Here is a 25,196-nt window from a genome sequence, read left to right on the forward strand (position 1 = left end):
CGACGGTTCATACCGTGCCCGGCGCCGCGACGGGCTGGGCGGCCGATGCGTCCGTCACCTCCGGCAGATCCCATCGCCCGTGGCCGAGTACGGCAACCGCCGTACACAGCACTACGAACACGAGCCCCGCGAACCCCATGCCGGCTCCCGTTCCCCACCCAGTGGAGATGCCACCGGTGACGAGTGCGAGCACAGCGGTGAACCCGTACGCGAACGAGGCGAAACGTGATGCAGTGCGGCCCTGTTCGACCGCCGACAGTCCGCGGGTGAGCAGGCGAAGACCGCAGGCGTATGCGAAACCTTGGCCTAGTCCCCAGCACACGCACCCGGCCACGATCAGCGGCAGGCTCGGCAGCACCACCCCCGACGCAGTGAGAACGGCCCCGCACGCGATCAGAGCCAACGATTGCACGGGACGTAGCGACGTCCGGATCGCCGCGAAAACGAACGGTGACAACCATGCGATCGACAACAGCACCACCGGCGCGAGAGCACCGACCACAAGAGAGTCGCTGCCCGTCTGCTCGCGTACCGCCGTCGGCAGGATCCCGACGGCTATGCCTCCGATGGCCCAGCCCGCCAGGCCGATTCCGTACCCGGCTGTGCGGGTCCTCGGAGCGATATACGGCCCAGCCTCGGCCTCACGCTGACCTTTCGGCTCGACCAGCGCGATCCGCAACGTCTCACGAGCCGAGTAGAGGGCAATCAGCAGGGCGACAGCCACGACCACGAGCAACGTCATATGGACCAGATAGACCGTGACCGTCGGACCGGGAAGATACTCGGCGACGCCCGCTCCGAGGACCAGACCCACGAACGATCCGAAGATCGCTCCCGACGACGCGATGGTCCGACCCTTCTCACCCCGTGCTGCGACGACGATGGTTGCCGTCGCTCCGGTTGCCACACCGACACAGGTGCCCGTCAGAAACCGCCCTACGAAAAGGAATACGACATTCTCGCCCCCGACGAGGAGCGAGAGGTCGGCGACGACGCCTCCCAGCATCGCAGCGGGCAACAAGGCCCAGGCGAATCGCGTCAGCCGGGTCCGGGCCATCACCGTGAAGGTCGCCACCAGGGCAACCAGATACACGGCGAACAGAGCCGACACCGTGAACGTCGAGAGCGCCATCTGCTCGGCGTACAGCGGCAACAACGGCCCCGGTACGTTCGACCCCACGACCAGCGCTGCGAATGCGCACGCCGCCGCCGCCCCCAAAATTTGCTTTCTACGAATTCCGACGGGCCGAACGGCCCCGGTCACGGACGGTCGAGTGACTCGAGAGCCGCGCGCAGGGCGTCGGGAATCGAGGCCTTGAGCCCGTCGTGGCCGCGGACCGCGTACTTGATCTTGCCGTACGCAACCAGCTCGTCGCCGCGAGTGAACGGGAATCCGATGACGTAAGAGGTCGTGCCCAGGTGTTCGAGTTCCATGCCGCAGACGATCTCGTCGAATACCCGGCAGGAGATCAGATAACTGCATTCCGAGGCGAACCCGACGGTGCCCACCCCGATGGTCTCCATCATCGTGTGACTGTCGAGCCCACGGGCGTGCAGCCACACGCTGTAGGTGCGCTCCATCCACGGATAGTTCATCGCGAAATACGAGATGCCTATCGCATCGCAGTCTCCGTAGGCGAGCGTGAATGTCTGGCTGGTCGGATGGTCGACCATCTTCGCACCTCTTTCTGTACTCACTGTCTAGCATCCCACCCTTTACACTAATCATTATCATAGTTATGGTGACTGCAGTCACATCAAACAATGCGCATCATTTCAACAGCGCACGTGCACAGCAGCGTTCGCGTCGAAGAAGGAGCATCAGTGAAGACCATCGGAGCCTTGATCTGGGAACCGGGCACGCGCTCGGGCTGGAGTGTCGAAGAGATCGAGATCGATCCGCCCAAGAGCCGCGAGGTTCGCATCAAACTCGCGGCCTCGGGCATCTGCCACAGCGACGACCATGTCGATACAGGCGACATACCGCTCGACTGGGCTCCCATTATCGGTGGCCACGAGGGAGCAGGCGTCATCGAGGAACTCGGTCCCGACGTCACCGGCTTCGAGGTGGGCGATCACGTCGTACTCTCGTTCCTTCCTTCGTGCGGCCACTGTCAGATGTGCACGATCGGTCGATCCAACATGTGCGAGATGGGTGCCGGAGTTCTCGCCGGATTCGCACCCGACGGCACCCACCGTGTGCACGCTCGCGGGCAGGGCGTCGGCCCCTTCTCCTTCCTCGGCACCTTCTCGCCGTACCTGGTCGCCAATATCGACTCGTGCGTCAAGATCGGCAAGGACATCCCCCTGGACAAGGCCGCGCTCATCGGCTGCGGTGTGCCCACTGGCTGGGGATCGTCGGTGTATGCCGCCGAAGTCACCCTCGGCGAGACGGTCGTGATCATCGGTACCGGCGGCGTCGGCATGAACGCTGTCCAGGGTGCACGCCACAAGGGCGCGAAGACCATCATCACCGTCGACCCGGTCGAGTACAAGCGCGACCAGGCCAAACTGTTCGGTGCGACGCATACCGTCGAGAACCTCGACCAGGCAAAAGAACTGGTCGACAGCCTTACCAACGGCCAGGGTGCCGACAAGGTGATCATCACGGTCGACATCGCTTACGGACACCTGCTCAACCCGGCGCAGGAGATGACCCGACGCGGCGGCACTCTCGTCCTCACATCGGCCGCGCCCGTCACGCAACGCGACGTCCCGTTCGACCTGTTCACCTTCGCGATGTCCGGAAAGAGGCTGCAGGGCACGTTGTACGGCACCACGACGGCCCGACGCGACATCCCGTTGATCGCGGACATGTACCGCCGCGGTGAGTTCATGCTCGACGAGTTGGTCACCAAGACGTACAAGCTGGAGCAGATCAACGAGGCCATCCAAGACATGCGCGATGGCAAGAACATCCGCGGCGTCATCATGTACGACGAGTAGGAGAATGGCATGCTGGAAGACATCATCGCCGCGACGCACACCTATGCGCTCGGGTTGGACAAGTTCGATCCGAAACTCGCCCTGAGTGCGTTTGCTGCCGACGCGGTGTGGGACGCAACACCGGTGGGCTTGGCACGCTACGAGGGACACGAGCAGATTCTCGACTTCTTCGAGCGCGACGCGGAGCAAATCGAGGACCAGTTTCACATCATCACCAACCACCTCGTGCACGTCGATTCGGACACCACGGCTCACGGAACCAATTACGTGTTCTCGGAGGGTCACACGAAAAGTGGGGCTGCGTTCAAAGCCATTGCGCTGAACGAGGACACGTATGTCCTGACCGAAGACGGGTGGAAGATTTCCTCCCGTGTGATCTCCCCTCTCACGCCGCCGCAGATGGACGGTTTCGAGGCCTGACAAGAAGCAGACGTACGTGCGTGTGTGCTGATACTCGGCGCACACGCACGTACGTTTCGTTCTGGAAGGGAACACCATGGACCCGCTCGACACCCTGCTCGCCAAGGACGCGATCCGAGACCTCGCCGGCGCCTATTCGATGGCCGTCGACGACCACGACATCGAGTCGGTGCTCGAGATGTACACCGAAGACGCGACATTCACCATCGCGGGGCAGACGCTGACGGGCCACGAGGAACTGCGCACGTTCTACGTCGACAGTATGGATCGCTACACCACGATGCTGCATACACCCGAGATCCATCTGATCACCGTCGACGATCCCCGGAACGCGACGGGACGCATGACCGGCCATGCCGAGCTGGCTGTCCGAGACACGTTGATGATGAGCGCATTCCGCTACTCGGATCACTACGTCAAGACCGATCGGTGGCGTTTCCGACATCGAGTGGTGACGTTCATGTACGCGGTGCCCTTCGAGGCCATGGCCTCTAGCTTTCGCTCCGACCAGAGAATCCGTTGGCCGCAGACCAGGTACGCCGGCGCGGACTACCCTGAATCCGCGCCGACCTGGCTCACCTACCGAGACTGATAGCCACCCCGCCCATCTCCGGGCATCTGGGTCGAATCATGGCTCACTGCAACGCGAACGGTCTCCACCTCGATGACGACGCGCTGCGGACTGTCCAGCAGTGTCGCGAACGCGTCCGGATCTCCGGGCGCGAGGTGGCGCGAGAACTCCGGGTAGAACCACGACTTCACTGCCTCGCCGGAATGCACGGTGGCGGTGCCGCGAACGGACAGCATCTGCCGCCCCGGCAACGTCGTGCCTGCATTGGAGATCACCAGCGTCACTCGCGGGTCGCGGACCGCGCCCCGCACGTGGGCACGCCCCGCTGCTGCTGTCAACCAGAAGCGATCACGAGTGAACAGATAGCTCATGACAACGCCGGCCGGCCATCCTGCCTCGGTAGTGAAGGCGAAGGTGCATTCGGTCTGTGTCGCAATCAACGTCGAGCGCCCCTCCGCCGTTGCACGGACCGACTCGAGGTTCTCGTTGTCGTCGATCCCTACCCGGCTCACGACGAGGCGGAACCGTACGGGACGAATGCCGACGTCGCGACCGGCAGGGCCATCACCCGGTCGACCAGGATGCGCTTGTGCGCCAGTTTCAGATCCCCGTCGACCTCGACCAGTGAGTCCGAGTATCGGCCGAAGATCCGGGAGGTGCTCTCTGCATTGAACAGGGTGGCCTCGAAGTACGCATCGATGCGAACTCCACCGTCCTCCTCACTCACCAACGCGTTCGTCACAGCGTGCCGAGAGACCTCGGTGTCGGACGCCGCGAACGCCCGGTAGATATCGAGAAACTCTTCTATTCCCTGCTTCGTCTCCGACGTCTGCGTGACGCTGATGTCCTCCATCGCGAGACCGCGAAGCGTGTCGAGATCGCCCGAATCGGCGGCCCAGGCGTACCGGTAGAGAGCCTGCTGTGCGCGGTGGGCGAGGTCCTGGCTAGCAAGAGTGGTTGTCATGAAGGTCCTTTCACTTGATGTAGGCACCCGCATCGACGGGCAGGGTGACTCCGGTGACGTAGCGACCCTCGTCGCTGGAGAGGTAGAGCACTGCGTTACTGATGTCGACGGATTCGATCCACGGCACCGGAAGTGTGTTGAGCGAGGCGAATCCCGCCATTGCCTTCTCCTGGGTGGGCTCCGGATCGCCCGGTGCGAACATGGAGTAGGTGCCGGGGTTCTGGATCATGATGGTGTCGACATTCGTCGGGTGGACGGTGTTGACGCGAATACTGTACTGGCCCAACTCGTTCGCCATCGTGCGCATCAGGCCGACGATGCCGTGTTTCGCGGCCACGTAGTGCCCCACGTGCTGGATCCCCTTGAGCCCGCCGATCGAGCTGGTGAACACGATCGATCCGCCGCGGCCCGCCGCGATCAGCGCGGGAATGGCCACCTTCGCGGTGTGGAAGACGCCGGTGAGGTTGACGTCGATCATGTCCTTCCATTGCTCGCTCGTCAGCTCCCACGAGAGCCCGTAGGTCGCGATGCCGGCGTTGGCGACGACGATGTCGATACGGCCGAGCTCGGCGACACCCTCGTCGAACACTGTTTGCAGCTGCTCCAGATCACGCACATCGGCGCGTCGAGCGAAGATGCGCCGATCGAGAGCCTCGACCTGCTTCACCGTTTCTGCCATCTCGTCCTCGGTGCCGAGCGGGTAGAACGGCGTGACGGTGTCGATGTTCTGACAGATGTCGACGGCAATGATGTCAGCGCCTTCCTGCGCCAATCTGATTGCGTGGCTTCGCCCTTGGCCGCGAGCGGCTCCGGTGATGAATGCAACTTTTCCTTCGAGACGGCCTGGCATATTCACTCCTTGTCGATGGTTACGGCTGCGGTGCCGGTCAGAACTCGGTCACCGTCGATCACGGTCAACGTCAGCGAGCACTCCACCTCGAACGATTCCGAGGTTTCGCGGACTGCGGTGATGACGCCGCCTGCTTCGAGTCGGTCGCCCTCGAATACGTTTCCCAGGAAACGGAATCGATAGTGGTTTATCCGGTCGACGCCGCCGGCCCAAGACCCAAGCATCGACAGCACGTAGGCCATGTTCGACGGCCCCTGGTTGACGGTCCTGTCCCCCATGCCGAGTTCGGCGACCGCAGTGCGGTCGAAGTGAATCGGGTTGGGATCACGCATCAGCGCCGAGAGCAGCTTCATCTTCTCCGGATCGACGCCGTCGACGATGCGCGACGGAAGCACCTGTCCTACTTCGGGTCTCATGCGGCCTGCTCTCGACGCGGGAAGACGATCGAGTTGGTGGTGGAAGCCACGAGCGTGTCGCCGGCATCGTGGATGTCCAACCGGTATCCGACGATGTCGAACACTCCGGTTTTCTTACCGGTCTTGCGGGCCGCGGAGACGATCTCGCCGGTCACCGTGTAGGTGGCACCGGTCAGCAGTGGTAGGTGGATAACGGTATCGGTCTCACCGAACATCGGACCGTCCGCATCGGTCGCGGAGAACACCGCGAACAGTTCGTCCCACGTCCACCCCATCGATCCGGTGGCGACGAGGAACACGAAGGTCGGGTGAGCCGCGCCGTCCTCGGACGCGCACTCCATCGCGTCGAGAACCAGGCCGACCCACCACTTCTCCAAGGTTCGGGTGCCGCCCGGCATCCGGGTCCCGATCATTGCGTGTAGTTCTTCCTCGGTCATACGGTGCGACCTGCGGCCTCCCAGTAGGGCGTCCGCAGATCACGTTTCATGATCTTGCCGGTGGGAGCCTTGGGCAGGGCGGTGACGAAATCGACCGACCGCGGTTTCTGGTACGACGCCAGGTTCATCTTCGCCACGTCGATGATCTCCTGCTCGGTGGCTTCCGTTCCCGGTTTGAGTACGACGACGGCCTTCACTGCCTCGCCCCATTCGTCGTCGGGGATACCGATGACGGCGCATTCCAACACCGACGGGTGCGCGCCGATGGCTTCCTCGACCTGAACGCTGAAGATGTTCTCGCCGCCGGAGATGATCATGTCTTTCGCTCGATCGACGATGTAGACGTATCGCTCCTCGTCCCAGGTTGCGATGTCACCGGTCCACATCCAGCCGTCACGCAACGTGTCCTTCGTGAGCTCGGGACGATTCAGGTATCCGATCATGTTCGATTCGGAGCGTACGACGATCTCCCCGGGCGTCTTGCCGTCCCGCGGAACTTCTTCACCGAACGCGTCGACGATTCGAATCGTGGTGACGAAACCTTCACGGCCACAGGACTTCAAGCGGTGAGCATCGATACCCTTGACAGCGTTGAGATGGTCCTCCTGCGAGAGGAAGGACATCGTCGTGCCCTCGGTCTGTCCGTACCCCTGAATCAGGGTGCACGGAAACGAATCGAGCGCTGCTCGGACAATGGTCGACGGCATCGGACCGCCGCCGTATTGAATGTTCCGCAGACTGGAGAGGTCGTAGGACGCGAAGTTCGGAACCGCCATCATCCAGTTCAGCATCGTCGTGATGCCCAGGAACGCCGATACCTTTTCGGTTTCGATGATTTCGAGAGCCTGCTTCGCTTCGAAGTTCACCAGGACGACGGGGCAGCCGTGCTTCATGTAGTTCATCGAAAGCACCACCGGGATGTGATACATCTGCCCGGTCAGCATGTAGACGTCGTTTGGGACGATGCGTTCTGCCACCGTCTGATTGAGCATTCCGTTGGCGGCACTGGTGTGGGTGTGGATCGCGCCCTTGGACTCGCCCGTCGTGCCCCCGGTGTACAGAATGAAGAACGGATCGTCTCCGCCGATCGACGGCGTCCAGATCGGCTCGTCGGCGCTCGACCGAGCGAGCAGCTCGTCGTAACTGCCGTCGGAATCGGCACCGAATTCGAGCCAGTGGTCGACGTTCACCGCGCGCTGTAGTTCCTGCTTCGTTTCCGACCACTCCGAGGCGGTGATGATCACCTTGGGCGTTGCATCCGCGATCAGTCCGATGAGCTGTTTGACACCGAGTCGCCAATTGAGCGGCTGCAGAACGAGACCGGCGCGGCCGGCTGCGAAATACAGCTCTTGAAACTCGACGCTGTTGCGCGTCAACACCGCGACCCGGTCGCCCTTCTCTAGCCCAAGTCCGCGAAGACCGTTGGCCAGCCGTCGAACACGCTCGTCGAGTTGGGAGAAGGTGATGCGTCGATCGTTCGGCACGTCGAACACTGCCTGCCGGTCAGGCGTCAGCGCTGCCCATTTGGCGGGAATCAATCCCTGATTCTGCATGCGAGATTCCTAAGCTCGGTACGACAGGTGGGCTCAGTACGGAAGGTCGAGAGCAATGTGTCGCTTGGCTATCAACCAGCTTCCGTCGATTTTGGCGAACTCGTCCTCGTACTTTCCGGTGGACAGGACAGTGAGCTTTCCGTCGGCGACCGAAATTATCGTCAGGTATGCAATCACTTTCGCGTGACTGTCATCGACATCGTCGATCAGGACGTTCGTCGTCAGGTGTCGGCGCTGATCCGACTGCGAGTGTGCGGAGCCGTTCATCAACTCCATGATCGCGTCGATCCCGTCGAACGGTCCGATCAGATCACCGTCGGCGATTTTCATGGTCAGAACCGCATCCTTGGTGAACGACGCAACGATCATCTCGGGATGATGATCGTCGTATCCGAGGCCGTAGCGGCTGAGCGTGTTCTCGATTCCGGGGCGTGACGACATGAATTTTCTCCTCGATGCAGGCGTGACGGCAATCACAACAAGGCCAATCATAATCATGAATCATGTTGCGTCAAGGGCAATTACATCCGATGACAGCGTGCCCGAGGCACGACGAATCCCGCCCGGCAACGTGTGTAACCGGACGGGTGATCGCGCCGCGGAACTTCCCTAGAGCGTTCCGTCCTTGACCAGTTGTTTCGCCAGTGAGTCGAGAATGACCTCGGTCGAGCCCTCGTAGATCCGCATGGGGCGGGCCTCGCGGTACAGACGTTCGATATTGCTGCCGCGTGTGATGCCGTAGCGGCCCATCACCTGAACGGCACGGTCGACGACGCGGCCGGCAACCTCGGTCGCAGCGACCTTGGCCATCGACGACAAATGCAGGTTTGCTCTCGCGTCGCGAGCCGAAGCCGCCGCCGCACGATAGGTCAACGAACGCGCCATCTCGATGTCGGTCCAGCACATGGCGAGATGCTCGGGCACCGAGCCGAGACGAGACAGACTGACACCGAACTGCTCTCGGCCGTTCGCGTGTCGCACGGCCTCCTTCAGAGCGGCCTCGGCGAGACCCACCGCCGCACCCGCGACCGACACCCGGAAGGTTGCCAGGGTCGCCAAGACCAGCGAGAAACCTTTGCCCTGCATGCCGATTCGGTGATCCAGGGGAACCCGGACGTCCTTCAGAATCACATCGCTCAACACGTGCGGAGCGATGATCTGATGCGGTCGCTCAGTGGTGACACCCGGTGTATCCGCCGGGATCAGAACGAGGGAATAGCCCTCGCCCTCACGTCCGAGGATGCTGTAGAAGTCTGCGTCGCCGCCGTTGGTGATGAACGACTTGTGTCCATTGACCACCAGCTCACCGTCGACCTCTTCGATCGAAGTCGTCAGCGCCTTGAGATCCGAGCCGACATCCGGCTCGGTGAGGCCCAGTGCGGCGATAGCATCGAGATTCGCCACCCTGGGTAGCCAGTACTCCTGCATCGCAGGCGTGCCGCCGACAGACAATCCGTAGCTCCCGATGCCCTGCATCGCAAAGAGCGAATCGAGGTGTCCGCATTCAGCAGCGAGACGCTCACGAATCACTGTGACGGCGAGCGAGTCGACCTCGTCGAAGCGGCCACCGAACCGCGACGGCACGGTCACGCCGGCCAACCCTGTTGCCTGAAGCCGCTTGCGTACGTCGACGTCGATACCATCGGACTCGTCGGCGCGAGCAGCGATATCGCGGACGGATTCTGCTAGCGCACGCGCTTCGACCTGCAGTTCGAGATACTTACTTGGGAGCTCGAACAGTCCCTGTTCCGATTCCGACACCCTGTCTCCATTCGTCAATCTATGATTACCATACTAAGGAATTGCCCGCCGTGGCCCCGATCCAGGAGAAATAGATGCCCCCGTTCGACGCCCCCTCCCAGTTCGATCTCAGCGGGCGCGTCGCCCTGATCACCGGGGGAAGCCGAGGCCTCGGCAAATCGATGGCCTTCGGCCTCGCCCAGGCAGGAGCCGATGTGATCATCGCCAGCCGAGACTTCACGTCCTGCCAGGCAACGGCCGACGAAATCGAAGAGGCGACCGGGCGGCGGGCATTCCCGATTGCTGCACACGTCGGTAGGTGGGACGCCCTCGATTCGCTCGTCGATGCCTCGTACGAGCACTTCGGCAAGGTCGACATCCTGATCAACAACGCGGGCATGTCCCCGCTGTACGACTCCGTGGACACCATCTCCGAGGCCCTGTTCGACAAGGTCCTCGGGGTCAATCTCAAAGGCCCCTTCCGCCTGGCCGCCCTCATCGGAACCCGGATGGCCCAGGGCGACGGCGGCTCGATCATCAATATTTCGAGCGCCGCATCGACCAAGCCCCGACCCGACGTACTGCCTTACGCCGCTGCAAAAGCGGGCCTCAACGCCATCACAGTCGGCTTGGCCAAGACATTCGGGCCGAGTGTGCGGACGAACGCGATCATGGCGGGCACGTTCCTGACCGACGTTTCCAATGCCTGGGACATGGAGGCTTTCGGCAAGCGCGCCGAGACCTTCGCCGCCAAGCGAGGCGGCGACCCCAACGAAATCGTGGGGGCTGCTTTGTATCTCGCCAGCGACGCCTCCAGCTACACAACCGGATCCATCATCACCGTCGACGGCGGGATGTAGTAGTCCTACGACCGCAAGCCCCGCCAGGCCATCGTTCCGCCATCGACGGGAACGTTGGTTCCCGTCATGAACGACGCCGCATCCGAGGCCAGGAAGCACGCGACCCGCGCGACCTCCACCGGATCCCCGAGTCGCGGGATCAGGTGGGCACCGCTCATGTGGCGCTCTTGCTCCACAGGATCGGCGGCGGCATCGATGTGCTTCTGCGCCATGGTGGTTCGAAAGCTCCCGGGGCTGAAACTGTTGCATCGAACCTCGTCGGCCAGCGAGATCGCCGTCGTCCGCGTCAGCTGAATCACCGCTGCCTTGCTGACGGAGTATGCCGGAGTCTTGTATCCCATCATCCCCGACACCGACGCCGCATTGACGATGGACGGTCCACGATCCGAAGCCCGCAGTTGTGGCGCAGCATATTTGGTTGCCAGCCACATCGACTTCACGTTGATGTTCATGACGGCATCCCACACCTCCTCGGGGAGGTCAACGACGTTTGCCTGCTCCCCCGGCACGAACCCGGTGTCGATGACGCCCACGTTGTTGATCAAGGTGTCGAGACCTCCTGCGGCAGCGACGGCGGCGTCGATCATCTCCCGGACTTGCCGACCGTCGGACATGTCGATCCGCAGCGTAACGCTCTTCGCTCCCGCCGCCGCGATCAGAGTTTCGGTCTCCGCGAGCAACTCCGGTGAAATGTCAGCAACAATCACGGTCTCGGCACCCTGAGATGCCGCCTCGACGGCAATGGCCCGTCCGATTCCCGAGCCGCCGCCGGTCACGAGCACTCTCTTGTTCTTCACAGCTACCTACTTACTGATGATTCCTCGTCCGGCCAGATCTGCCAGTTGCTCTGCATCAATGGACAACTCGGTCGCCAAAATCTCGGCAGTGTGCTCGCCGATGCCCGGTACGCCGTCGTACACTGGACCGTCGTAACTCTTCATATGCAGGACTGGCCCTGGCATCAGAACCTTGCCGAGGACGTCGTTGCCGGTGATCTCGACGAGGGTCCTTTCGAGAAAGTGCGGATCCTGCACCACATCGGAGGCATCGTTGACCGCGGCGCTGACGACCTCGAATTTCTCGAGCCTGGACAATACCTCTGCGCGCGGCATGGAACGGCACCACTCGACAACCATCTTCTGCACTTCGTCGTTGTTACGCAGTCGATCCGCGTTGGTCGCGTATCGCGGATCCTCGATCACCTCGGGCTTTCCCATGGCTGCGAACAGCCGCGTGGCGATGGTCTGATTCGATGCGGCTATCGACAGGAACTTCCCGTCGGCTGCCTCGTAGATCCCGCGTGGCGACGCGGCTCCGGTCGAGTTTCCGATGCGCTGCTGAATCTCTCCGGTCGCGGTGTACTTGAGAAACATGTCGCCGACGATGAACATCAGCGGCTCGTAGAGCGCGACGTCGACTTCCTCACCGAGACCGGTCTTCTCACGTTTGAACAAGGCCATTGCCACACCCATCGCCGCGGACAGTCCGGCGATCGAGTCGGCGAAGCCGAACGGCGGCGACGTCGGCGGTGAATCGGGCCACCCGTTGACGTTCGCGAAGCCGCTGGCGGTTTCGGCAACCGTGCCGAATCCCGGCAGCAGCCGATTCGGTCCGGTCTGACCGAATCCGGAGACGCGAGCCAACACCAAACCTGGGTTGACCTTCGACAACTCTTCGAATCCGAGCCCCCATGCTTCGAGCCTGCCGGGCCGGAAGGACTCGATGACCACGTCCGCACCGGCAATGAGCCGCTTCACCAGCGCTCGACCCTCCTCGTCACGCAGATCGATGCCGACCGAGCGCTTGCCTGCATTCAAACGAGAGAACCCGAGCGAGAGTCCGTCCTTCTGCGGAATCCATTGCCGTGCATAGTCACCTGATGTCGGGTCCTCGACCTTGATGACTTCCGCCCCGAAATCTCGGAGCATACGTCCCGCCGTCGGAGCGGCATACATGGTGCCGAGCTCCACCACCTTGACGCCCGCAAGTGGCCCTTCAGCGCTCATCAGACCCTCCACTGAATGTGCTTGACCTCGAGGTATTCCTTCATTCCCCACTCGCCGAGTTCGCGGCCGACCCCGGACTTTCCGTATCCGCCGAACGGCGCGTCGGGACGCATCGACCCACCGCCGTTGATCCACACGGTTCCGGCTCGGACCTGCTCCGCAACCCGGCGCGCCTCGATCGGATCGTCGCAGTAGACGTTCGCCGCAAGTCCGTACGCGGTGTCGTTGGCCAAACGGATGGCTTCCTCGGTGTCTTTGAACGGAACGATAACGGCGACGGGCCCGAAGATCTCCTGCTGCACCGCGCGGGCGCTGTGTGGGAGTCCGCCCAGCAGAACGGGGTTGACGTACCAGCCCTTCTCCGGAAGCGGCCTGGTGACCTCGAGCAGTTTGGTCCCACCCTCGGCCAACGATCCGTCGATGAACCCGTTGACGCGAGCCTGGTGGTCGGGCCGGATCATCGGCCCGATGTTGGTTGCCGGATCCCACGGATCGCCGACGATCATCTGATCGAACGCGGACGCTCCGGCTTCCAGGAACTCGTCGTACACGCTGTCGTGGACAAGAAGACGGGCAAGCGCCGCGCAACCCTGGCCACCATTGCGGGCCCAGCGAAGGTGCATCTCGACGGCGATCTTCTTGACGTCGACGCCCTCGAGGACGATGTTCGGGGACTTGCCACCGAGTTCGAGCGTGACACCGGCGAGGTTGGCCGACGCCTGCTCCATGATCTTGGCTCCGACTCCGTCGGACCCCGTGAACGACACCCGATCGACGCCGCGGTGCGAGGAAAGCTGCTGTCCCACATCGGCACCGCCGACGATGACGTTCATGACACCGGGCGGCAAGCCTGCTTCTTTGATCAAGTCGCCGAGAAACAGAGTCGTCAGAGGTGTCCGCGGCGACGGCAGCAGCACGACGGTGCAGCCGGCAGCCAATGCCGCGCCGAACTTGAAGATCGCAAGATTGAGCGGGTAGTTGTACCCGGTGATTGCCGCGACCACCCCGACAGGCTGATGGACCACGTCGCTCATCGTCGGAACAGGTTTGTCGTAGCCACCGAGATGAATGGTGCGGTCCGTTTTCGCCGCTTCCGCCGCCCATCGCAGGTGTTCGTCCACGGCCATCTTCACCTGGAGGTACGCCGCCAGCGAGACCGGGCAACCGACCTCGTTGACGATGGACGGCAGCAGCTTGTCGGCGGCCTTCTCCAGTGCGTCGGCGAAGCGGTGGATGTGAACCGATCGTTCCTCACCGCTCAAGGCCGCCCATGCCGGGAACGCCTTACGTGCGGCCGCGACAGCGTCGTCCACCTGACTGCTCGACGCTCCTCCTACAGTGGCGATGACCTCTTCGGTGGCCGGGTTGTAGACGTCCCAGCTCTCACCCTGCGGTTGTGCGTCTGTGTCGCCGATCAGCAGCGTCCTGGTCCCCGGTACCCACTTCTGGTCGATCTCTGCCACGGCAGTCATCTCACGCACCTTCTTTCTGAAAATCTGCAGGGATCTTGGCCATCAGGCCGACCCGCTCGAGTACACACACGATTTCGTCGCGCTGGTTGTAACCGATGTGCTCGAACCACACGATGCCGGAATCGTCGCGACTCTTGGATTCTCGCTTGTTCGTGATCGTGGTTTCGGCGCGAAGCGTGTCGCCGTGGAAAACCGGGTTCGGGAACGTGATCTTCTCGTAGCCGAGGTTGCCGAGGGTGGTACCCATGGTCAGTTCGGGCACGTGGAATGCACCGATCAGCGCCACGGTGAAGAGGCTGTTGAACAGACGCTGGCCGTGGATCGTGCCCTTGCAGAACTCCGCATCCAGATGCAGCGGTTGGATGTTCATCGTCAGTGAGGTGAACATGACGTTGTCCATCTCGGTCACGGTGCGGGTCATCGCATGCTTGTAGTGCTTGCCGACCTCGAACTCCTCGAAATACAGACCTCTCACTTGCTCCCTCTCTTCGTGATCGCCTCGGCGCGTTCGAGCCACTGAACCGCTTTGTCGTAATGTGCCTTGTCGATGTGCAGACCGCGGTAGCGCAGTGCACCGGCCCCCTGCGCTTCGGCCTTCTCGTACGCCTCGGCCAGCCCGCGGTAGAACTCGATGTCCTGCTCGGACGGGCTGAACACGTCGTTGACGGTCTCGACGTGCGACGGGTGGATCGCAATCATGCCGCGGAAGCCGAGCTGTCTGCCCTTGATCGCGAATTCCCTCAGTCCATCCAGGTTTTCGAGGTCCTCCCACAGACCGGTCAGCGCATGAATCTTCGCTTCTCGGCACGCGAGGAGCACCCGACTCCGCAGATACAGGGTTTCGAGCCCCTCTGGCGTCCACTCGTAACCGACCTCACGCGCGATATCGGCGTGCTCGGCGGACGGCCCGATCATCGCACCGACTCGCGGTGAGGCCGTGGCGACCTCGAGACAGTTGTGGATCGCGTTCACGGTCTCCACCGGAACGATGTATTCGAGTCCGTCGACGCCGTTGCGTGCCTCGAAGTGATCGAGCAGCGCGTCGTACTGCAAAACGTCGACGGCCCTCTCGATCTTCGGAGCGAACACGCCAGTCAGACCAGGCACGACGACAGCTTCGAGGTCTGCGCCGGTGAGCCGCGTCGCAAGTGGATTGACTCGGACGAACAGTCCCACATCGGAATTGGTCTGCCGAACACGTGCGATGGACTCGGCCACCGTCGCACGGGCGGACTCCTTCTCGGCGGCGGGCACCGAATCTTCCAGATCGAGAACGACACAGTCTGCGCCCGACGCAACGGCCTTGTCCACCCACCGCGGGCGGTGACCGGGCACGAACAGAATGGAACGGTACGGCTGCATTGTCACTTCCCTTCAGTAGCTACGCGGCAGGCCGAGGACATGCTCGGCGGTGTAGTTGAGAACCATTTCCTGGCTGATCGGCGCAATCCGCATGAGGCGTGACTCGCGGAAATAACGTTCGACGTGAAATTCCTTGCCGAACCCGAATCCACCGTGCACCTGCAACGCGACATCCGCGGCAAAGAAGCCGGCCTCGGCACACAAGTATTTGGCGGCGTTCGCTTCTCGGCCACAGGGCACACCGGCGTCGACCATCCAGGCGGCCTTGTCGACGACGGCCGCTGCTGCATCGAGCCTGATTCGGGCCTCCGCCAGTTGGAATGCGATGCCCTGATTCTTTCCGATAGGCCGACCGAAGACTTCACGGTCCTTGGCGTACTGGGTGCCGCGGCGCAGGGCCGCCTCGCCGATTCCCAGAGCCGCGTTCGCGGCGATCACACGCTCGGCGTTGAGCCCGCCGAGGATGGTGCGGAAACCGTGGCCGACCTCGCCGACGACGTCCTCGTCGGCCACGAACAGCTCGTCGATGAACAGCTCGTTGGTGTCGACGGCGTTACGGCCCATCTTCGGAATCGGGCGGATCTGGACCTTGCTTCGATCCATATCGGCGAACAGCAATGTCATTCCTGCAGTGCGCTTCTCGCCCTCGACACGTGGACTGGTTCGGCACAGCAGAAGCATTTTTTCTGCTTCCTGTGCCTTGGTGATCCAGACCTTCTTACCCGAGACCAGGAAGCCACCGTCGACCTTCTTGGCAAAGGTCTTGATATTGGTGGTGTCGGTACCGGCGTCGGGTTCGGTGACCGCGAAAGACGTATGCAGCTCACCGGTGATGACTCGAGGCAGGTACTTCTGCTTCATCGCCTCGCTGCCGTGATTGATGATGGGCTCGAAGCCGAAGATGCCGATGTGGACGGCACTGCAGCCGCCCATCCCTGCACCGGATGCCGAGATCTCACGTTCGACGATGGCCGCCTCGGTCACGCCGAGCCCGCCGCCGCCGTACTCCTCGGGGACGGTCAGCCCCAGCCAACCACCCTCGGCCACAGCGTTGTAGAAGTCCCAGGGGAACTCGTGGCTGTCGTCGTGTTCCATCCAGTAGTCGTCGGGAAACGCCTTGCACAGGGTCTTGACGGCTTGTCTGATGTCTTCGTGCGTCGGGTCGACCGTGTAGTCCATGTCGTGTCTCCAACTCTAGGCGACCGGCACCGCAGTGCGGTCGAACGTATCGACGGTGATTCCCTCGTCGCGCAGAACTGCCTTGCGCACTTTTTCGGAGGGTGTTTTCGGAAGCGTGTCGAGGAATCGTACGTACCGCGGCGTCGCGAAGGCAGGAATCTTGCCTGCGCACCAGTCGAGAATCTCTGCGGCATCAGCCTTTTCGCTGACCACGACGGCGGCGAGCACCTCGTCCTCACCGGCTTCGACATCGGCAGGCACGCCGATCACCGCGCATTCGACGACGGCCGGATGCCCGAGCACGGCCTGCTCGACCTCGTAGGAGCTGATGTTCTCACCGCGTCTGCGCAACGCATCCTTGTAGCGGTCGACGAAGTAGAACCAGCCGTCCTCGTCCTTGCGTAATGCGTCGCCGGTATGGAACCACAGGTTCCGCCAGGCCTCGAGAGTCTTCTCGGGCATTCCGAAGTACCCGAGACTGCATGTCCAGGGTTGCTTCGGGCGAATGACGAGCTCGCCGACTTCGCCGACCGGGACTTCGCGATCGGTCTCGGGGTCCACCAGCCGAATGTCGAACCAGTCCGAGGCAACCTTGCCCGCCGCGCCGGGTGGGATCCTTTCCCCGTACGGAGTCAGGATGGGAGCACTGGTTTCGGTCAACCCGAATGCGTTGACGAAAGCCTCTATGCCGTAACGCTCTTTGAACTCTTCCACGACGGTATCGGCGATAGGTGCTGCGTAGACAGCTCGAAGCTGATTGTCCCGATCGTTCTCGCGCGGTGTCTGCTTCCACGCGAAGTCCATCATCACGCCCACGAAGTTGGTCACGGTCACTCCGGAATCGCGGACCATGTCGATCCATCGACTCGCGCTGAACTTGGAGTGCACCACGGCGCTGGCACCGGCGACGAGCGCCGGGTAGACCGCCATGAACTGCGCGTTCCCATGGAACAGAGGCGTCGTGGTCATGTACCTGTCCGCCGAGGTGAGCCGGGTCAGCGACACCACTTCCTGTGCAAAGAAGTACAGCTGGCTGTGCGGCATCGCGACGCCCTTGGACGGGCCGGTGGTACCAGAGGTGAAGAAAATTGCACCGAGGTCCTGAGCCCGTGCAGCCGGCACCTCGACGGGACTGCCGGCCTCGAGTTCGTCCCAGGGTTCGGCCTGCCAGCCATGTTCTCGCAACAGGGAGACTGCCGCATCGCCGTGTCCGGTGTCGATGACCCAGAACCTCTCGATGCCGCGCGCGTGTTCGGCGATCGCCACGAAGCGCTCGGCGAACACGTCGTCGATGACCGCCCACCGCGCACCGACGGTGACGATCTGGTGGCGAAGGAACTCGCCTTCGTAATTGGTGTTGATCGGCACCTCTACGGTGCCGCCCACCGCAGCGGCGAACCAACTACGCACGAGCCGTGACGAATTCATCGCCATGATGACGACCCGATCCCCCTGCAGCGCGCCTGCCGCGTGCCAAGATCCGGCAACGCGCTCCGCCGAACCGAGCATCTCGGAGTAGGTGAACTCCAGGTTCTCCTCCGGGGTGATCAGAAACGGCGCGTCCGGCGTGGTCGAGGCGTGCGTACGCAGGACGTTGTTCAGTGTCCACCCTTCCGGATCGACGAAGTTGGGATGCAGATCTCGATAGGTCTGTGTCACTTGAAGTCCTGGAAAGGTTCGATCGCCAGCATCGACGGCACAACGTCCTTACCGAGCCGTTCGATTGCCGCAATGGTCTCGTCCCCGTCCATCGTGGGCCACTGAGGACGAAGAAGTAGTGGGTCCACGGGCAGGGTCGTCACGAGATCGGTGAGTTTACCGACGACATCCTCGGAAGTACCGACTATGACGTGGTCGGACACCGACTCCGCGAATTGGTTCGCAAGATCTCGGCCGGCCATGACCTCCAACCCCTTTGCCGCGTAGGTCAGATACCGCCCCTGAGCGACTCGGGCGTACTCGACCATCGCCTCTTCCTTGCTGTCCGCGACGAGGACGTTCCGGCGCAACGGTTGCAGGCCGAATTTCTTGCCGCGTTCCTCGAACAGACCTTTGACGACGCGGTATCGCTCTTCCACCTCGTCCTTGGGAGTCTCGGGCGGTACCGCGTACGCGTCGCCGTACTTGCCTGCTCGCCTGACGCCGCCCATGGCGTGCGCACCGATCCAGATCGGGACGTGCGGTTGCTGCACCGGATGAAGGTGCGGCTTGACGCCATCGAGCTGGAAGTACTTGCCCTCGAAGGTCACCTCGTCCTGAGTCCACAGCTGCTTCATGACCTGGAGCGACTCGTCGAAACGGCCTGCCCGCTCCTTGTACGGCACCTGCAGGTAATCGAATTCCTCGGGGCGGTAACCCAATCCGGCACCGAATATCAATCGTCCCTCGGTTACGACGTCGAGCGTCGCTATTTCCTCGGCGAGCATCACCGGATGGTAGAGCGGTGCGATCATGATCTGCGTGACGAGCTTGGTCGTCGGCGCGACATGTGCGGCAAGACGAGCGAGCAAAGGCACCGGCTGCAACCAACGGAGATCGCCGTACAGAAAATGCTGGCCGATGGCGATGTAGTTGAAACCGTTATCCTCGGCGCTCTCGACGATGCGGAGGATGTCCTTGAACTGCTGCGCCGGCGTCACCGACTTCGGCACGTCGCTGAGCAGTAAGCCGACCTGAACCATGTGAGTCCCTTCGAGAAGTATTGAGCTGACTGCACTTACTGCGCGGTGAGGCCACCGTCGACCGGGATGGTGACTCCGGTGATGTAGCTGGCGTCGTCACTGTTGAGGAATGCGATCACCGATGCGATCTCCTCGGGCTCGGCGCCGCGGCCGAGCGGAATTGTCGCTACGAAGTCCGCCGCCAGAGCGGTGACGTCCGAGCCGGGCTCGCGGCCGAAGAATTGCGCGAGCATGGGCGTCTTGACCTGACCTGGGCAGATCACGTTGACCCGGATGCCGTCCTTGGCACCGTTGAGCGCCAAGGCGCGACCGAAGGGAACGAGTGCTCCCTTCGTCATCGAATAGATCGGGCTGAAGGGTGACCCGATGAGAGCCGACGTCGACGAGGTCAAGGTGACCGAGCCTTTGCCGCCTGCCTTTTTGAGCAACTCGAACCCGAGGGTGGTCGAGTAGTAAGCGCTCTTGACGTTGACATCGATATTCTTCTGCCACGCAGCGTCGTCCACGTCCAGGCCACCGGGACCGGGCATGCCGACCTGCGCGTGCAGTGCGTGCAGAACGCCCTTCTCCTCGTCGATTTTCGCGAACAGTGCGCGAAGATCGTCGTTGTTCGTGGCGTCGACGGTCACGGCCGTTGCCTGACCACCCTCGGCTTCGATCTCGGCCGCAACTTTCGACGCGGACTCCGCACTGAGGTCGGTGACGTAGACGAACGCTCCTTCGGACGCGAGGCGATGGCTGATGGCACGGCCCATTCCGGATCCACCACCGATGACCGCTGCGATGCGGCCTTCATAACGCTGCATTTTCTGTACTCCTTCTCGAGTTACTGACCTATTCAGCCTCGTTGGTCGAACGAACGTCCCAGTAATTCGGAAACTATTCGAGTTCGCTGCATGGTCGGGGTGCCACCGGCAAGCGCCCAGCCGTGTGCGTCGCGGTGCATCCGTTCGATGCCGAATTCTTCGGTGTAGCCATTGCCGCCGTGCAACTGCATCGCAAGATCGGTCACGTTCTTCGCCATTTCGTTGGCGGTGCACTTTGCGAGCGAGACGTGCAGAGAGTTGGGCAGCTGCTCACCATCGATCACTGCCCCTGCTGCACGCTGCAGCAACAACCTGGCCGCATCGACCTGAAGTGCCATATCGGCGATGGTCATCTGAACGGCTTGAAACTCGATCAGCGGTTTGCCGAACTGTGTGCGCTCCTGCACATACCGGATCGACAGGTCCAAGGCGGCCTGACCCAGCGCAAGACTCATCGTCGAATTGCCGAGCCGCTCGATCGAGAACGCGGTGAACAAAGTGCGGAAGCCGCCAGGCTCGACGACGATGTTCGCCACGGGAACTTCGACGTCGTCGAAGTAGATGTCCGCGGAGGGAATGCCACGAAAGCCCATGAGCTTTTCCCGCGCCCCGTAGCTGACGCCTGCTCGATCCGCCTCGACGAGCACTGCCCCGATGCCCTTCGCGCCCGGTGCGTCGCTCATGCGCGAGTAGACAAGGTAGACATCGGCTTCGGAACCGTTGGAGATCCATCGCTTGTTGCCGCTGACGCGGACGGTGTCGCCGTCGATGGTCGCTTTGGTCGTCAGATCTGTCGCAGCCGATCCGGCGTCGGGTTCGGAGATGGCGACCGCCATGGTGATGTCGCCGGCGATGATGCCGGGGAGGAATCGTTCACGCTGCTCTTCGGTACCGATGCGGGCAATCACCTGCGCCGGGCCGGTATTGGCCTCGAAAATCTGGAACGCTGCGGGACGGCAGTGGTAGGCGAACTCTTCGATGACGTTCAGCGCTTGCTGCAGGGGCGCACCTGCGCCGCCGAAACGCTCCGGAAGCGCAATACCGAGGAACCCGAGCGAACCGAGGTACTTCCGCTCCTCCACGGGGAACGCAGTCCTATCCGCATCCCATTGCGCAGCCTTGGGCGCGTAGCGCTCGGTGGCAACCTTCGCAGCTACCTCCTTGATGGCGCGTTCGTCGTCGGTCAGGATGCTGGCGGACATGGCCACCCCTTTCATGTTCATGATTATACTAATCCGATGTGATCTACGGTACAACAGTCCTCACGGGCTCCGCTAGGTTCATGCTAAACATAATCATCAATATCCCGTCACGTTTCGAGAAACCTGCTTCAGGAGGGTTGTCATGACACGCGCAGTTATCGTCGACGCCGTTCGATCTCCCATGGGAAAAGGCAAAGCGGGTGGTGCTCTCTCGCATCTACACCCGGCGGACTTGCTCGGTCAGGTACTGCGTCAGCTCGTGGATCGATCGTCGCTCGACGCCGCTCTGGTCGACGACGTCATCATCGGGTGCGTCGGAGGCAACGGCGAGCAAGCAGGCACACCTGGACGTCAGGCAGTGCTGTCCGCTGGATTTCCCGTCCACGTCCCCTCCGTGACGGTCGAGCGTAAATGCGGTTCCGGCCAGCAAGCACTGGACTTCGCCGTTCAGGGCGTCCTCGCCGGGGCTTACGACGTCGCCATTGCAGGTGGCGTCGAATCCATGAGCAGAGTGCCGATGGGGAGCGCGTACGGCGATGCCGATCCTTTCGGAGCCGGCGTTCGCGCGCGCTTCCCGGTGCTGGTACCTCAGGGCGTGTCCGCCGAACTCGTCGCCCACAAATGGGAAGTCTCTCGTGCGCAGCTCGACGACTATTCCGCGCGCTCCCACGAGCGCGCCTCCACCGCTCGCGATTCCGGCTGGTTCGACAGCGAGATCGTGCCGGTCGGCGGACTGACTTCGGACGAAACCATCAGGACCGGTACGACGGCCGACAAGCTCGGAGGATTGAAAGCGGTCTTCGGGACCGATGCACGACGCGCGCAGTTTCCGGATATCGACTGGTCCGTCACCGCAGGCAACGCCTCCCAAATCACCGACGGCGCGTCCGCCCTTCTCGTCATGAGCGAGGAACGTGCGGTAGAACTACGCCTGCGCCCGAGAGCCCGAATCGTCGCCTCGGCGGTGATCGGCGACGATCCAGTGCTCATGCTGACGGGGCCCATTCCCGCAACCGAGAAAGTGTTGAAAAAGGCCGGCCTGACGCTCGCCGACATCTCGGCCTTCGAGGTCAACGAGGCCTTCGCCTCGGTGCCGCTTGCGTGGGCCAAGGAACTCGGCGTCGACGAAGAGTTGTTGAACCCAGTGGGCGGGGCGATTGCGCTCGGACATCCCCTCGGTGCCTCCGGTGCGCGTCTCATGACCACGATGATCAATCATCTCGAACGCACCGGCGGCCGCTACGGCCTGCAGACCATGTGCGAGGCCGGCGGCATGGCCAACGCCACCATCATCGAAATTCTGAAGTAAGGAACCAGATTCATGGACCTCACCAATTCCTCTGCCGTCGTCACAGGCGGCGCGTCCGGCCTCGGACTCGCAACCGTCAAACGATTCGTGGCCGCGGGCGTAAGCACCGTCATCGTCGACCTCCCGCAGTCCGCCGGTAAGGAAGTTGCCCAGGAACTCGGCGACCTGGTGCAGTTCGGGCCGGCCGATGTCGCCGATCCCGACGCCGTCGACGCCGCCCTCGATCTCGCCGAATCGCGTGCTCCCCTGCGTTCGGTGGTGCACTGCGCAGGCCGCGGTGGCACGGTCCGAGTGGTCGAAAAAGACGGCACCCCCGGATCGCTGGAGCTCTACACCTCGTTGATCCAGACCAACTTGATCGGCAGCTTCAACGTGCTGCGTCTCGGAGCCGCCCGTATGGTCCGAAACGAACCGATCGACGGCGAACGGGGAGTTGTCATCATGACCGCGTCCGTCGCCGCGTGGGAAGGCCAGATCGGCCAGATCCCCTACGCCTCGGCCAAGGCCGGCGTCGTAGGAATGACCCTCGTCGCGGCCCGGGACCTCTCTCGAAAACTGGTTCGCGTCAACAGTATTGCGCCAGGAATTTTCGATACCCCCATTCTGTCGCGCTTCTCGCAGGAAATTCGCGACGGCCTTGCCGCCCAGATTCCGCACCCCGCTCGTCTGGGCGACGCCGACGAGTACGCCAAACTTGCCCTGCACATGATCGACAACGCCATGATCAACGGTGAAGTCATCAGGCTCGACGGCGCGATCAGAATGGCACCGCGATGAGCGCCAGCGAAGAGCAGAGAACACCGATGAGCGCCGGCGAAGAGCAGAAAACACCGATGAATGCGCCGAAGGCACCGGTTCGCGTGGAACAGATCGACGGTGTTCAGGTCGTCACGATCACGCGCCCCGAGGTGCGCAACGCGATCGACACTGCCACGGCCCAGGCCATCGCCGATGCCATGGACGAGCTCGACGCTCGGGACGACCTCGTAGCCGGCGTCATCACCGGAGAGGGTAAAAGCTTCTGCACCGGAATGGATCTGAAGGCATTTCTGGCCGGCGAGAAGCCGTCGATCCCGGGTCGCGGATTCGCGGGGGTCGCGGAGACTCCTCCGGCGAAACCGCTCATCGCGGCGGTGGAGGGTCATGCCATCGCGGGCGGTTTCGAGATCGTGCTGGCGTGCGATCTCGTGGTCGCTTCGGAGACTGCGGTGTTCGGGTTGCCCGAGGTCAAGCGCGGACTGCTCGCAGGTGGTGGCGGATTGCTCCGTCTCCCCGACCGAGTTCCGCGGGCACTCGCTGTGGAATGGTGTCTCACAGGTGATTTCATCAGTGCGGAGCAGGCCCAAGACGCAGGATTGATCAACCGGCTCACCGCTCCCGGCGAGGCCTTGGCTACCGCGCTGGAACTGGCGAAGAAGATCGCCGCGAACGGTCCGCTCGCGGTCCGTGCCACGAAGGAGATCATCACCAAGGCGCGGGACTGGTCCAACGACGAGCAGTTCGCGCAGATGTGGAAGATCTACGAGCCCGTTCGGTCGTCCGAGGATGCGCGTGAGGGTGCCTCGGCATTCAAGGAGAAGCGGGTGCCGGTCTGGAAGGGTCGGTGACATGGCCGCCATCGTCACCGGCGCCGGCAGCGGAATCGGGAGGGCCGTAGCGCTCGAACTGTCCTCGGCCGGTGCAGCGGTGCTCGCTGTCGATATCGACGAGGACGCCGCCCGGGAGACCGCACGAATGTCGACCGGCACCGTTGTTGCGCACCGCGCCGACGTGTCGAAGCCCGACGAGGTTGCCGGGTACGTCGACATCGCCATCGCTGAACTCGGCGTACCGGACCAGTTCTTCAACAACGCGGGCGTCGCCGGGTGCAATCGCAGCATCGTCGATATGTCGATCGACGAGTGGTCGTCCACTCTGTCGGTCAACATGAACGGCATGTTCTACGGCCTCAAATATGTTCTTCCACATATGATCGCGGCCCGACGCGGCCAGGTGGTCAACACCGGGTCCATTGCCAGTCTCCAGGGCGCAGCGAAGCGAGCCGATTACGTGGCGTCCAAGCATGCGGTCCTCGGCCTCACCCGCACTGCCGCAGCCGAAGTGCGCGAGCACGGCGTTGCCGTGAACTGCATCTGCCCGGGCTCCACCGATACGCCGATCATCGGTAAGTTTCGCGCTCTTCTCGCACGGGACGGACAGAGCATTCCGACACGCGGAGTGGGCGATCGGGGGATGGCCAGTGCCGCAGAGATCGCTCGAACCGCTGCATTCCTGCTCCGTGCGGACGTTCCATTCCTGACCGGCGCCGCCCTGTCGGTGGATGGAGGAGCGTCGGGGCAGTACTGAATGTCCGAATCGTATTGCTTCGCATCATTAGTATAGATAGAGTCGTCTTCATCACTTTCGTCGATCGGAGACCCTC

General features: G+C 62.6%; 28 protein-coding genes. 8 read left to right on the plus strand and 20 right to left on the minus strand.

Annotated features, from left to right (window positions below):
* Positions 1–7 precede the first annotated feature (7 nt).
* Entirely contained in the window at positions 8–1,180 is a 1,173-nt protein-coding gene (locus tag MTX35_RS08660) for an MFS transporter (protein ID WP_243594576.1), read from the minus strand.
* A gap of 80 nt (positions 1,181–1,260) precedes the next feature.
* Positions 1,261–1,674: a thioesterase family protein gene (locus MTX35_RS08665; RefSeq protein ID WP_243594577.1), complete on the minus strand. Its 414-nt coding sequence runs from the start codon at positions 1,672–1,674 to the stop codon at positions 1,261–1,263.
* A 150-nt stretch (positions 1,675–1,824) separates the two neighbouring features.
* On the opposite strand from MTX35_RS08665, the gene MTX35_RS08670 reads away from it, so the two are divergent.
* The 3 genes from MTX35_RS08670 to MTX35_RS08680 all read left to right on the plus strand — a co-directional run bounded on the left by MTX35_RS08670 (position 1,825) and on the right by MTX35_RS08680 (position 3,958).
* Positions 1,825–2,946, plus strand: a complete 1,122-nt coding sequence (locus MTX35_RS08670; RefSeq protein ID WP_243594578.1) for an NDMA-dependent alcohol dehydrogenase — start codon at positions 1,825–1,827, stop codon at positions 2,944–2,946.
* Between the two features lie 9 nt (positions 2,947–2,955).
* Entirely contained in the window at positions 2,956–3,366 is a 411-nt protein-coding gene (locus tag MTX35_RS08675) for a nuclear transport factor 2 family protein (RefSeq protein ID WP_243594579.1), read from the plus strand.
* 76 nt (positions 3,367–3,442) lie between these two features.
* Positions 3,443–3,958, plus strand: a complete 516-nt coding sequence (locus tag MTX35_RS08680) for a nuclear transport factor 2 family protein (RefSeq protein ID WP_243594580.1) — start codon at positions 3,443–3,445, stop codon at positions 3,956–3,958.
* Here the strand turns inward: MTX35_RS08680 and MTX35_RS08685 are convergent.
* The 8 genes from MTX35_RS08685 to MTX35_RS08720 all read right to left on the minus strand — a co-directional run bounded on the left by MTX35_RS08685 (position 3,946) and on the right by MTX35_RS08720 (position 9,918).
* Positions 3,946–4,449 (minus strand): pyridoxamine 5'-phosphate oxidase family protein, encoded by a 504-nt coding sequence (locus MTX35_RS08685; RefSeq protein WP_243594581.1) that lies wholly within the window; start codon positions 4,447–4,449, stop codon positions 3,946–3,948. The two genes, MTX35_RS08680 and MTX35_RS08685, sit on opposite strands and share 13 nt — an antisense overlap.
* A complete protein-coding gene (locus tag MTX35_RS08690; protein WP_243594582.1) occupies positions 4,446–4,901 on the minus strand; it encodes a nuclear transport factor 2 family protein in 456 nt (151 codons plus the stop codon). The genes MTX35_RS08685 and MTX35_RS08690 overlap by 4 nt, the downstream gene beginning before the upstream one ends.
* Before the next feature lie 10 nt (positions 4,902–4,911).
* Positions 4,912–5,751, minus strand: a complete 840-nt coding sequence (locus MTX35_RS08695; RefSeq protein ID WP_243594583.1) for a mycofactocin-coupled SDR family oxidoreductase — start codon at positions 5,749–5,751, stop codon at positions 4,912–4,914.
* Positions 5,752–5,753: 2 nt separating this feature from the next.
* On the minus strand, positions 5,754–6,167 hold the full coding sequence (locus tag MTX35_RS08700; protein WP_243594584.1) for a MaoC family dehydratase: 414 nt from the start codon (positions 6,165–6,167) through the stop codon (positions 5,754–5,756).
* Entirely contained in the window at positions 6,164–6,604 is a 441-nt protein-coding gene (locus MTX35_RS08705; RefSeq protein ID WP_243594585.1) for a hypothetical protein, read from the minus strand. The genes MTX35_RS08700 and MTX35_RS08705 overlap by 4 nt, the downstream gene beginning before the upstream one ends.
* Positions 6,601–8,157, minus strand: a complete 1,557-nt coding sequence (locus tag MTX35_RS08710; RefSeq protein WP_243594586.1) for a class I adenylate-forming enzyme family protein — start codon at positions 8,155–8,157, stop codon at positions 6,601–6,603. Before MTX35_RS08710 ends, MTX35_RS08705 begins: the two co-directional genes overlap by 4 nt.
* Before the next feature lie 33 nt (positions 8,158–8,190).
* Positions 8,191–8,598: a nuclear transport factor 2 family protein gene (locus tag MTX35_RS08715; RefSeq protein WP_243594587.1), complete on the minus strand. Its 408-nt coding sequence runs from the start codon at positions 8,596–8,598 to the stop codon at positions 8,191–8,193.
* A 168-nt stretch (positions 8,599–8,766) separates the two neighbouring features.
* The gene (locus MTX35_RS08720) at positions 8,767–9,918 is read right to left on the minus strand and encodes an acyl-CoA dehydrogenase family protein (RefSeq protein WP_243594588.1); all 1,152 of its coding nucleotides are present in this window, start codon (positions 9,916–9,918) and stop codon (positions 8,767–8,769) included.
* A 74-nt stretch (positions 9,919–9,992) separates the two neighbouring features.
* Here MTX35_RS08720 and MTX35_RS08725 point away from each other — a divergent pair, with 74 nt between their 5' ends.
* Positions 9,993–10,757, plus strand: a complete 765-nt coding sequence (locus MTX35_RS08725; protein ID WP_243594589.1) for an SDR family NAD(P)-dependent oxidoreductase — start codon at positions 9,993–9,995, stop codon at positions 10,755–10,757.
* Positions 10,758–10,762: 5 nt separating this feature from the next.
* On the opposite strand, the gene MTX35_RS08730 is transcribed toward MTX35_RS08725, so the two are convergent.
* Genes MTX35_RS08730 through MTX35_RS08775 form a run of 10 tightly spaced genes read right to left on the minus strand, consistent with a single transcriptional unit; the run spans position 10,763 to position 21,486 of the window.
* On the minus strand, positions 10,763–11,554 hold the full coding sequence (locus tag MTX35_RS08730; protein WP_243594590.1) for an SDR family NAD(P)-dependent oxidoreductase: 792 nt from the start codon (positions 11,552–11,554) through the stop codon (positions 10,763–10,765).
* A 6-nt stretch (positions 11,555–11,560) separates the two neighbouring features.
* Positions 11,561–12,763, minus strand: coding sequence for a CaiB/BaiF CoA-transferase family protein (locus MTX35_RS08735; protein ID WP_243594591.1), 1,203 nt, complete (start codon positions 12,761–12,763; stop codon positions 11,561–11,563).
* The gene (locus tag MTX35_RS08740) at positions 12,763–14,235 is read right to left on the minus strand and encodes an aldehyde dehydrogenase family protein (protein ID WP_243594592.1); all 1,473 of its coding nucleotides are present in this window, start codon (positions 14,233–14,235) and stop codon (positions 12,763–12,765) included. Before MTX35_RS08740 ends, MTX35_RS08735 begins: the two co-directional genes overlap by 1 nt.
* Position 14,236: 1 nt before the next feature.
* Positions 14,237–14,710 carry a MaoC family dehydratase gene (locus MTX35_RS08745; protein WP_008713162.1) on the minus strand — a complete coding sequence of 158 codons (474 nt, stop codon included), beginning with the start codon at positions 14,708–14,710 and terminating at the stop codon, positions 14,237–14,239.
* On the minus strand, positions 14,707–15,597 hold the full coding sequence (locus tag MTX35_RS08750; RefSeq protein ID WP_243594700.1) for a CoA ester lyase: 891 nt from the start codon (positions 15,595–15,597) through the stop codon (positions 14,707–14,709). Before MTX35_RS08750 ends, MTX35_RS08745 begins: the two co-directional genes overlap by 4 nt.
* Before the next feature lie 12 nt (positions 15,598–15,609).
* Positions 15,610–16,776 carry an acyl-CoA dehydrogenase family protein gene (locus tag MTX35_RS08755; protein WP_243594593.1) on the minus strand — a complete coding sequence of 389 codons (1,167 nt, stop codon included), beginning with the start codon at positions 16,774–16,776 and terminating at the stop codon, positions 15,610–15,612.
* 15 nt (positions 16,777–16,791) lie between these two features.
* Positions 16,792–18,435 (minus strand): AMP-binding protein, encoded by a 1,644-nt coding sequence (locus MTX35_RS08760; protein WP_243594594.1) that lies wholly within the window; start codon positions 18,433–18,435, stop codon positions 16,792–16,794.
* Positions 18,432–19,457, minus strand: a complete 1,026-nt coding sequence (locus MTX35_RS08765) for an LLM class flavin-dependent oxidoreductase (protein ID WP_243594595.1) — start codon at positions 19,455–19,457, stop codon at positions 18,432–18,434. The genes MTX35_RS08760 and MTX35_RS08765 overlap by 4 nt, the downstream gene beginning before the upstream one ends.
* Before the next feature lie 35 nt (positions 19,458–19,492).
* Positions 19,493–20,263 (minus strand): SDR family NAD(P)-dependent oxidoreductase, encoded by a 771-nt coding sequence (locus MTX35_RS08770; RefSeq protein WP_243594596.1) that lies wholly within the window; start codon positions 20,261–20,263, stop codon positions 19,493–19,495.
* A 32-nt stretch (positions 20,264–20,295) separates the two neighbouring features.
* A complete protein-coding gene (locus MTX35_RS08775) occupies positions 20,296–21,486 on the minus strand; it encodes an acyl-CoA dehydrogenase family protein (protein WP_243594597.1) in 1,191 nt (396 codons plus the stop codon).
* 121 nt (positions 21,487–21,607) lie between these two features.
* Here MTX35_RS08775 and MTX35_RS08780 point away from each other — a divergent pair, with 121 nt between their 5' ends.
* The 4 genes from MTX35_RS08780 to MTX35_RS08795 are packed head-to-tail and all read left to right on the plus strand — an operon-like array spanning position 21,608 to position 25,120.
* Positions 21,608–22,774, plus strand: a complete 1,167-nt coding sequence (locus tag MTX35_RS08780) for a thiolase family protein (RefSeq protein ID WP_243594598.1) — start codon at positions 21,608–21,610, stop codon at positions 22,772–22,774.
* Between the two features lie 12 nt (positions 22,775–22,786).
* The gene (locus tag MTX35_RS08785; RefSeq protein ID WP_243594599.1) at positions 22,787–23,551 is read left to right on the plus strand and encodes an SDR family NAD(P)-dependent oxidoreductase; all 765 of its coding nucleotides are present in this window, start codon (positions 22,787–22,789) and stop codon (positions 23,549–23,551) included.
* A gap of 26 nt (positions 23,552–23,577) precedes the next feature.
* Complete coding sequence (locus tag MTX35_RS08790; RefSeq protein WP_243594600.1) at positions 23,578–24,381, plus strand: crotonase/enoyl-CoA hydratase family protein; 804 nt, start codon at positions 23,578–23,580, stop codon at positions 24,379–24,381.
* A 1-nt stretch (position 24,382) separates the two neighbouring features.
* A complete protein-coding gene (locus tag MTX35_RS08795; protein ID WP_243594601.1) occupies positions 24,383–25,120 on the plus strand; it encodes an SDR family NAD(P)-dependent oxidoreductase in 738 nt (245 codons plus the stop codon).
* The last annotated feature ends 76 nt before the right edge of the window (positions 25,121–25,196 follow it).

The organism is Rhodococcus sp. ARC_M12, assembly GCF_022810385.1.
GTDB lineage: Bacteria > Actinomycetota > Actinomycetes > Mycobacteriales > Mycobacteriaceae > Rhodococcoides > Rhodococcoides navarretei.

Bases quoted from the DNA above. Each gene is read 5' to 3' on its own strand.
- MTX35_RS08665 (WP_243594577.1), bottom strand. From the start codon at position 1,674: ATGGTCGACCATCCGACCAGCCAGACATTCACGCTCGCCTACGGAGAC.
- MTX35_RS08675 (WP_243594579.1), top strand. From the start codon at position 2,956: ATGCTGGAAGACATCATCGCCGCGACGCACACCTATGCGCTCGGGTTG.
- MTX35_RS08680 (WP_243594580.1), top strand. From the start codon at position 3,443: ATGGACCCGCTCGACACCCTGCTCGCCAAGGACGCGATCCGAGACCTC.
- MTX35_RS08690 (WP_243594582.1), bottom strand. From the start codon at position 4,901: ATGACAACCACTCTTGCTAGCCAGGACCTCGCCCACCGCGCACAGCAG.
- MTX35_RS08695 (WP_243594583.1), bottom strand. From the start codon at position 5,751: ATGCCAGGCCGTCTCGAAGGAAAAGTTGCATTCATCACCGGAGCCGCT.
- MTX35_RS08700 (WP_243594584.1), bottom strand. From the start codon at position 6,167: ATGAGACCCGAAGTAGGACAGGTGCTTCCGTCGCGCATCGTCGACGGC.
- MTX35_RS08705 (WP_243594585.1), bottom strand. From the start codon at position 6,604: ATGACCGAGGAAGAACTACACGCAATGATCGGGACCCGGATGCCGGGC.
- MTX35_RS08710 (WP_243594586.1), bottom strand. From the start codon at position 8,157: ATGCAGAATCAGGGATTGATTCCCGCCAAATGGGCAGCGCTGACGCCT.
- MTX35_RS08715 (WP_243594587.1), bottom strand. From the start codon at position 8,598: ATGTCGTCACGCCCCGGAATCGAGAACACGCTCAGCCGCTACGGCCTC.
- MTX35_RS08725 (WP_243594589.1), top strand. From the start codon at position 9,993: ATGCCCCCGTTCGACGCCCCCTCCCAGTTCGATCTCAGCGGGCGCGTC.
- MTX35_RS08735 (WP_243594591.1), bottom strand. From the start codon at position 12,763: ATGAGCGCTGAAGGGCCACTTGCGGGCGTCAAGGTGGTGGAGCTCGGC.
- MTX35_RS08740 (WP_243594592.1), bottom strand. From the start codon at position 14,235: ATGACTGCCGTGGCAGAGATCGACCAGAAGTGGGTACCGGGGACCAGG.
- MTX35_RS08750 (WP_243594700.1), bottom strand. From the start codon at position 15,597: ATGCAGCCGTACCGTTCCATTCTGTTCGTGCCCGGTCACCGCCCGCGG.
- MTX35_RS08755 (WP_243594593.1), bottom strand. From the start codon at position 16,776: ATGGACTACACGGTCGACCCGACGCACGAAGACATCAGACAAGCCGTC.
- MTX35_RS08765 (WP_243594595.1), bottom strand. From the start codon at position 19,457: ATGGTTCAGGTCGGCTTACTGCTCAGCGACGTGCCGAAGTCGGTGACG.
- MTX35_RS08770 (WP_243594596.1), bottom strand. From the start codon at position 20,263: ATGCAGCGTTATGAAGGCCGCATCGCAGCGGTCATCGGTGGTGGATCC.
- MTX35_RS08775 (WP_243594597.1), bottom strand. From the start codon at position 21,486: ATGAACATGAAAGGGGTGGCCATGTCCGCCAGCATCCTGACCGACGAC.
- MTX35_RS08780 (WP_243594598.1), top strand. From the start codon at position 21,608: ATGACACGCGCAGTTATCGTCGACGCCGTTCGATCTCCCATGGGAAAA.
- MTX35_RS08785 (WP_243594599.1), top strand. From the start codon at position 22,787: ATGGACCTCACCAATTCCTCTGCCGTCGTCACAGGCGGCGCGTCCGGC.
- MTX35_RS08790 (WP_243594600.1), top strand. From the start codon at position 23,578: ATGAGCGCCGGCGAAGAGCAGAAAACACCGATGAATGCGCCGAAGGCA.
- MTX35_RS08795 (WP_243594601.1), top strand. From the start codon at position 24,383: ATGGCCGCCATCGTCACCGGCGCCGGCAGCGGAATCGGGAGGGCCGTA.